Below are 2,511 nucleotides of genomic sequence, written 5' to 3'. Positions count from 1 at the left end.
GTATATTTTAGCATATAGATTAGTTGAACATTCTGGGAAGGATGGCCATAGCAGGTGATAGCCCTGTAGACGAAAATTTATGTGTGGAACTAGGTATGCGAACAAGTAGGGCGGGACACGTGAAATCCTGTTTGAAGAAGGGGGGACCATCCTCCAAGGCTAAATACTACTGACTGACCGATAGTGAACCAGTACCGTGAGGGAAAGGCGAAAAGAACCCCGATAAGGGGAGTGAAATAGAACCTGAAACCGTTTGCGTACAAGCAGTGGGAGCATGTGAAGACGTGTGACTGCGTACCTTTTGTATAATGGGTCAGCGAGTTACTTTTAGTGGCGAGGATAACTGGATAAGGGATCCGTAGCGAAAGCGAGTTTTAATAGAGCGCCTAGTCGCTAGGAGTAGACCCGAAACCGACGCGATCTATCCATGACCAGGTTGAAGGTTGGGTAACACCAACTGGAGGACCGAACCCGGTAATGTTGCAAAATTATGGGATGAGTTGTGGATCGGAGTGAAAGGCTAATCAAGCGCGGAGATAGCTGGTTCTCCCCGAAAACTATTTAGGTAGTGCCTTGTGAATGACTCGTTGGGGTAAAGCACTGTTTCGACTAGGGGGGTTTTGCGACCTTACCGACTCGATGCAAACTTAGAATACGACGAAGTTGAATCACAGGAGACACACGGCGGGTGCTAAGGTCCGTCGTGGAGAGGGAAAGAGCCCAGACCGCCAGCTAAGGTCCCGAAGTTATCGCTAAGTGGGAAACGATGTGAGAAGGCATAGACAGCCAGGAGGTTGGCTTAGAAGCAGCCACCCTTTAAAGAAAGCGTAATAGCTCACTGGTCGAGTCGGCTTGCGCGAAAGATTTAACGGGGCTAAGCGATACACCGAAGCTGCGGATGGCACCGAAGGTGCCATGGTAGGGGAGCGTTCTGTAAGTTGAAGAAGGTGGATTGAGAAGTCTGCTGGAGATATCAGAAGTGCGAATGCTGACATGAGTAACGATAAATAAGTGAGATTCTTATTGGCCGAAAACCCAAGGTTTCCTACGCAATGTTAATCAACGTAGGGTAAGTCGGCTCCTAAGGCGAATCCGAAGGGAGTAGTCGATGGGAAACAGGTTAATATTCCTGTACCGATTGTAATTGCGATGGAGAGACGGAGAAAGCTAGGTCTGCCCGGCGGATGGTTGTCCGGGTGAAAGCGTGTAGGTAGTGTGTTTAGGTAAATCCGGACATATGTTGATCTGAGGCGTGAGACGGAACTAAGATCTACGGATTTTAGCCAAGAGATTGATGCTCTGCTTCCAGGAAAATCTTCTAAGCATAGATTATGATTGACCGTACTGTAAACCGACACAGGTGGGTGGGTAGAGAATACCAAGGCGATGAGAGAACCCAGGTGAAGGAACTAGGCAAAATGACACCGTAACTTCGGGAGAAGGTGTGCCCCATTATGGTGAAGGATGTACATCTGGAGCTTGAAGGGGTTGCAGATACCAGGTGGCTGCGACTGTTTACTAAAAACACAGCACTCTGCGAACTCGAAAGAGGAAGTATAGGGTGTGACGCCTGCCCGGTGCCGGAAGGTTAATTGAANNTGGATCGAAGCCCCGGTAAACGGCGGCCGTAACTATAACGGTCCTAAGGTAGCGAAATTCCTTGTCGGGTAAGTTCCGACCTGCACGAATGGCGTAACGATGGCCACACTGTCTCCATCTGGGACTCAGTGAAATTGAAATCGCAGTGAAGATGCTGCGTACCCGCGGTTAGACGGAAAGACCCCGTGAACCTTTACTATAGCTTTGCACTGGACTTTGAAACTATTTGTGTAGGATAGGTGGGAGACTATGATCTCAGGGCGCTAGTTCTGAAGGAGTCGCTGTTGAAATACCACCCTGATATTTTTGGAGTTCTAACTCAGGCGGAAGCCGAGGACAGTGTATGGTGGGTAGTTTGACTGGGGCGGTCTCCTCCCAAAGAGTAACGGAGGAGTACGAAGGTGCACTCGGTGCGGTCGGAAATCGCACCAAGAGTATAAAGGCAAAAGTGCGCTTGACTGAGAGAGTGACGGCTCGATCAGGTACGAAAGTAGGTCTTAGTGATCCGGTGGTTCTGAATGGAAGGGCCATCGCTCAACGGATAAAAGGTACTCCGGGGATAACAGGCTGATTCCTCCCAAGAGTTCATATCGACGGAGGAGTTTGGCACCTCGATGTCGGCTCATCACATCCTGGGGCTGAAGCAGGTCCCAAGGGTATGGCTGTTCGCCATTTAAAGTGGTACGCGAGCTGGGTTTAGAACGTCGTGAGACAGTTCGGTCCCTATCTGCCGTGGGCGTAGGAGATTTGAGAGGGTTTGTTCCTAGTACGAGAGGACCGGAATGAACGAACCGCTGGTGTTTGGGTTGTCTCGCCAGAGGCATAGCCCAGTAGCTACGTTCGGAATGGATAACCGCTGAAAGCATCTAAGCGGGAAGCCAGCCTCAAGATGAGATCTCCCTATCGGAGGAC

At 50.1% G+C, this 2,511-nt stretch carries 1 rRNA gene; it reads left to right on the top strand.

The features are described 5' to 3' along the window. Positions 1 to 2,511, top strand: a 23S ribosomal RNA gene (locus DNK85_RS01010); the annotation flags it as partial.

This window comes from Cysteiniphilum halobium (assembly GCF_003574425.1).
GTDB classification, from domain to species: domain Bacteria; phylum Pseudomonadota; class Gammaproteobacteria; order Francisellales; family Francisellaceae; genus Caedibacter; species Caedibacter halobius.
The sequence above is the reverse complement of the archived record's forward strand: the minus strand, read 5'-3'. Positions and strand labels throughout refer to the sequence as shown.